Source organism: Pedobacter punctiformis (assembly GCF_027213715.1).
Classification (GTDB): domain Bacteria; phylum Bacteroidota; class Bacteroidia; order Sphingobacteriales; family Sphingobacteriaceae; genus Pedobacter; species Pedobacter punctiformis.
This window is the reverse complement of sequence record NZ_JAPWGM010000012.1, coordinates 1-4,212: the sequence shown is the minus strand read 5'-3', so window position 1 is coordinate 4,212 and position 4,212 is coordinate 1. Positions and strand designations below refer to the sequence as shown.

Genomic DNA, 4,212 nt, shown 5'->3' with positions numbered 1-4,212 from the left:
TTTGATGGTTACTCGGATATTAATCATAGCTACAAATTTAAATCATTAGCAGATGTGAGTGCTTTTATCAAGAAGAATAAGCATTTACCTGGAGTGACAAAAATCGATGATTTAAAAAAGAACGTCAACGGTTATTCTTTTGATTTAACAGCTTTGTCTATCCAGTCGTTAGAGAAAATCGAAGAATTGTACCTGCATGTTATTGAACAGCAAAAACAAATTGACGCTAAAAATGAAGAAATCGAAGCTTTGAGAAAAGCGCTTAAAGATCAAACAGACAAAACAAACGATCGTCTGCAAAAATTAGAAAAAGCACTGATCCGCAACAAATAAATAGGCGGTAGGGATAAAGAACATATCTCTTTATCCCTTGCTTTAAAAAAAATAGTTATGAAAAGATACTTATTTCTTATATCATTTTTAACGTTTTCGGTTTCAGTTCTTGCCCAGGTAAAAACGGGGATAGGGACAAGAGACCCACAGCAAACTTTGCATGTTGCACTTCCGGCTGGTACAGCTTCTTCAAGCACTCTGGTTGGCAGTACGGGTGTAAAATTGGTTACGCCTACAATTAGGGTAGAAGGCTTGAACAGTGCAAATAATACAGCTAATCCTGGAGGCATAAATGCACTCAAAAGAGTATATACTAATCAAGAAGGCGATTTGGTTTTAGTTAATGATGACCTGGAGTATCAAAATATTGCTCAGGAATTTGGTGAAGTTATTCCAACAGCCGAAATTGTAGGACTTGTAGGATCAGGCAATTTTCAATCAATAGAACTGAAATCAAAAACCTTTACATTAACACAGCCCTCTGTTGTTTACTTTTCAGCTACATTCGCTGCTTTGATTCGTGAAACCAGCATTATATTACCAACCGGGCCCGTTACGACAACTGATAAACAAGCTAAATTATTTGGAGGTTATTTCCAATTTTCTTCTGCCAGTAATGGAGTATCTACGACCGCAACTTTTGGAAATAATAGAAAAACGTATTCTAATGCAAGTGGTACTCCACTAGGAGTGGCAGGAGATTTTTTTCTTAATCCACGTGCCAAGCTAGTACTTCAACCTGGTACTTATACTGTAAAACTTTACGGGGAATTGTATTTAAGTACACTTGGATTGCTTGGTAGAGCACAATTTGGTGGAACAGCGAATGAAAATTTTATCATCAGTGCAGTACCTGTAAAGTTCCAATAATTGATTTATGAATAAGAAAATGAAAAGTGTATATATCTTCTTCCTGTTTATTTTGAGCAACGTAGCCAGTGTGTTTGCACAAACTGGTATCAACACCAAAACGCCCGCCCAGCAGCTGCATGTAGCAGGAACTACTTCTGCAGCTCCAATTGGCACTTCAGGAATTAGTCTGGTAAAACCAACAATTAGAATTGATGGATTAAATAAAGTTAATAATCCTTTAGTATATTCAGTTGCAGCACCATTAACGTCTCCTGCCTCTCTTGTCCAGGCGGTTTCGGTTACTCAGGATGGCAATATGATATTAAGCTATGATTATGCTATTCCATATTTTGTTACTTCTTTAGGTAGTGATGAACTTGTTCCTCCAACACCTCTTGCAGCACCATTTTTAATAAAAACTCCAAATACTCCTTCGTCTGGCAATCTTGGTTCAAATGGTTCTACAGAAGGCATATTGAAAACCTATACTTTTACCCTTAATCAAGCTTCTGTTGTTCACTTTTTGGCCTCTGTTAGTGTTTCAGTGTATGATTATAATAATCCAGCAAATTTATCTATGGATGGCTTAGCCAAAGCTTATCATGTACACTTTAGGTTTTCTTCTTCGCCTGCAGGAGCAGGTATAAACAATTCAGCACTTTTCGGTTCAGATGGAAATAGTTACGCCAATGCGACTAACTTTGCGCCAGCTGGCCCAATGTATGTGCAACCTGAATCATACTTAATGCTGCCAAAAGGGGTCTATACTGTACAACTTGTTGCCAGGATTTATGGAAATGACTATCCCTTTACAGGCGTATTTGGAACCGGATCTGCAGATAGGATCAGTATCGTTGCTATACCTTATTAAATTACTTTGAAATGAAATTGGCTTCATCTCCAAAAATTATAAATAACAAAAAAATTAATAGTCTCAGTTCAGCTAAGCAAATATAGACGGATGAAAATAATAATAATGATAATAATATGTCTGATGATCTGGTATACAGGTTTCGGTCAGAATGCTCAAACGGGTATAAACACCCGGAATCCGCAACAGGCGTTACAGGTTAGTGGGGCAACTGCTTCTACACCTATTACTGCTTTAGGGAAAAACTTAGTAAGCCCTACCATAATGGTCGATGGATTAAATAGGACCAACAACCCTACGGCTCATCCAGGTACTGTTGACTCTGCCCAGCCTCTATATGTTACCGAAGCTGGAGATCTGGTTACAGGAAATAATAAAGTTAAGTCATTTGCATCAACTTTACCGGGAGGAGACGCTTTATCAGTAGGATTCGGCGCGACGGGTAAAGTTTTACAGGTACTTGGAACCACAGTTGCACGTACTGATTTGACAACAATTCCAATCACCCTTACCCGGCCCTCAATTTTATATATCAGTTCCACCGTAAGTATTGGAACAGTGCAAGTAACTAACGGTACTGCCATATTAGATGGGAAAGCCAGAATGACAGGCATTGAGTTTTTATTCTCCACAGTAGCGTCTGGTTCTGGAATAGCACAAGGTACACCTTTTGCTTCCAGTACGGATTCTTATTCAAGTAATTCACAACCAATCATTTATCCAAATCAAGATACAGGCGTGCCTTATGGTATTTTTTGGTATAGTTTGAGTAAGGAGATTAAGCTTCCGGCCGGCAATTATACGTTTAAAATTGTAGGTTGTGGAGCTTCTAATGGAAATCCTTTTGAAATGTATTTTGGCCTTGGAAATGATCAAGTAAACATCATCGCCATTGCTTTGTAAGGCGGCAAATATTTTGAGGTTTTTTGGCACTGGGCAATTGATAATAGGCAGTTGACCCTTGAGCTTATAGCCGTATAGCTTTTGATAATTGGAATAGAGAATTTGCTCGTTGGCCATTAACCAATAGCAGGTTTTGACTTATAAGACATAATTTAAATGAAACAAATTTTACTAAAGGTATTGATGCCGGTTTTACTACTCATATCCTCTATGGGTCTTTACGCCCAAAGCGGTTCTGGGAGTATGACGGTTGATGAATCTGTGGTTGTGGTTTCTGCAGGTACGACCGAGCAGCGCTTTAGCGAGGGCACTTACTTTGGCCCGAAAGCGAACTGGGAGATCAACGGTACGCTGGAGATTTACAGTAAAAATGTCTGGATTGCTCCGGGTGCTACTTTCAGCGGTACGGGCAAGATCATCATTTACAACCCGGGCACTAACCCTTTTTATCCGGCTATGGCTTCAGGGCCAACCAATATCGATGGGAACAACGGTAATTTCATCAACCTGATTATCGAACACCGGAATACAGAAAACATTTTGCTGGCTGATGTAGCCGATCCGGGTTACGGAACAGCAAACCCCTCAGGTGCTTTATCGGCGGAGCTGAACATCGGGGGCACGCTGGATCTGGCGGTGGACCGTGCTGATATTATCCTGAACGGGCATAACCTGGCTTTCAACAGTGCAGGAAAGCTTACGGGCTACAGCAAAGAGCGGATGGTGGTTACGGGCAACAGCCTTGCCGGTCATATGATTAAAGATTATGCAGGCAGCGATGGTTTTGTATTCCCTGTGGGGATTGCAGAAGGCGATTATACGCCAGCCACTTTAACCCCGGGCAGTGCAGGCAAACTGTTTGTAAGCGTTCAGGATTATGCAGGAGCAGATAAAGCGGTTAAAGACCCTGCACTGGGGATGAACCGGACCTGGCACATTTACGGTTCACCGTCGCTTAGCGCCAATATGATTTTACAGCACAACAGCAATACCAACGGCTCTTTATTTAAAGATGCGAATGCGGCCATTGCGAGATATTTAAGCGGGGATAAATGGGATATTTTAAAGGGCACCAACCCTGCTGCAGGGGTACATACGCGTAACAATGTAGCCATTGTAACCGATATGGTAGCCAATGGCGGTTATTTCACCAAGCTGGCGGTTTCAGGTTCAAGTTTGTTTATCCCGAATTTATATACGCCAAACGGGGATGGTACGAACGATACCTTCGAGATCCGTGGACTGGAACTGTT

Annotated in this window: 3 protein-coding genes and 2 pseudogenes; all 5 read left to right on the top strand. The window is 40.9% G+C overall.

Annotated features, from left to right (window positions below; genetic code table 11):
• Positions 1-333 (top strand): annotated as a pseudogene (locus O0955_RS18140) (hypothetical protein); the annotation flags it as partial.
• A gap of 57 nt (positions 334-390) precedes the next feature.
• Positions 391-1,203, top strand: coding sequence for a hypothetical protein (locus O0955_RS18135; RefSeq protein WP_269428973.1), 813 nt, complete (start codon positions 391-393; stop codon positions 1,201-1,203).
• Positions 1,204-1,210: 7 nt separating this feature from the next.
• On the top strand, positions 1,211-2,056 hold the full coding sequence (locus tag O0955_RS18130) for a hypothetical protein (protein ID WP_269428972.1): 846 nt from the start codon (positions 1,211-1,213) through the stop codon (positions 2,054-2,056).
• Between the two features lie 123 nt (positions 2,057-2,179).
• Positions 2,180-2,959 (top strand): hypothetical protein, encoded by a 780-nt coding sequence (locus O0955_RS18125; protein WP_269428971.1) that lies wholly within the window; start codon positions 2,180-2,182, stop codon positions 2,957-2,959.
• 156 nt (positions 2,960-3,115) lie between these two features.
• Positions 3,116-4,212, top strand: a pseudogene (locus tag O0955_RS18120) (hypothetical protein); the annotation flags it as partial.

Coding starts and splice junctions, on each gene's coding strand:
- O0955_RS18135 (WP_269428973.1), top strand. CDS start 391: ATGAAAAGATACTTATTTCTTATATCATTTTTAACGTTTTCGGTTTCA.
- O0955_RS18130 (WP_269428972.1), top strand. CDS start 1,211: ATGAATAAGAAAATGAAAAGTGTATATATCTTCTTCCTGTTTATTTTG.
- O0955_RS18125 (WP_269428971.1), top strand. CDS start 2,180: ATGATCTGGTATACAGGTTTCGGTCAGAATGCTCAAACGGGTATAAAC.